A 525-nucleotide genomic window follows, 5' to 3' on the forward strand; every position below is an offset into this window, starting at 1 on the left:
GGCTCCATGCTCGTGAAGCTGATCGTGGCAAGCCCCGGCTGCACCCACCTGAAGATTGTCCTCCTACCGGACTCGATGCAGCTCTTCGCAGTCCAGAAGGACTAGCGTTTCGGCGATGAGCGCCGTCTGGCGGCCGTTCGCATCCCAATCCCATTCGCACATGTCTCGCCTGCTGGAGCACTCCAGCGGAGCTGGCGAAGCGCACTTTCACCAAGGAGAAACAACATGTCGCACGACGACCCATTCACCATCGATCTTTTCGGCAACACAGCCCTTTCGTCCGGTCTCGGTCTTGGCGTGACGGCCTTTGCCGGCAACTTTGAACCCGACGACGATCCCCACCCATCGTCCCCGGCGCCGGCGATGCTGATCGCAGCTGCCGCCCGCGCACCCTCCAAGCCTGGCCGGGAACGTGGTTCGAACTTCTATCTCGCCGACGACCGAGGTCTCGCGCAGGGCTGGAAGGAACGCGCCCGCGACAACGTGGCTGCGATCCGGCTCGCGGCGAAAATCGAGGCAGATGAG

Annotated in this window: 1 pseudogene; it reads left to right on the plus strand. The window is 63.2% G+C overall.

The window, feature by feature from the left end:
* Positions 1-225 precede the first annotated feature (225 nt).
* A pseudogene (locus CEV33_RS00410) lies at positions 226-525 on the plus strand (class I SAM-dependent methyltransferase); the annotation flags it as partial.

The organism is Brucella grignonensis (assembly GCF_002252505.1).
GTDB classification, from domain to species: Bacteria; Pseudomonadota; Alphaproteobacteria; order Rhizobiales; family Rhizobiaceae; genus Brucella; species Brucella grignonensis.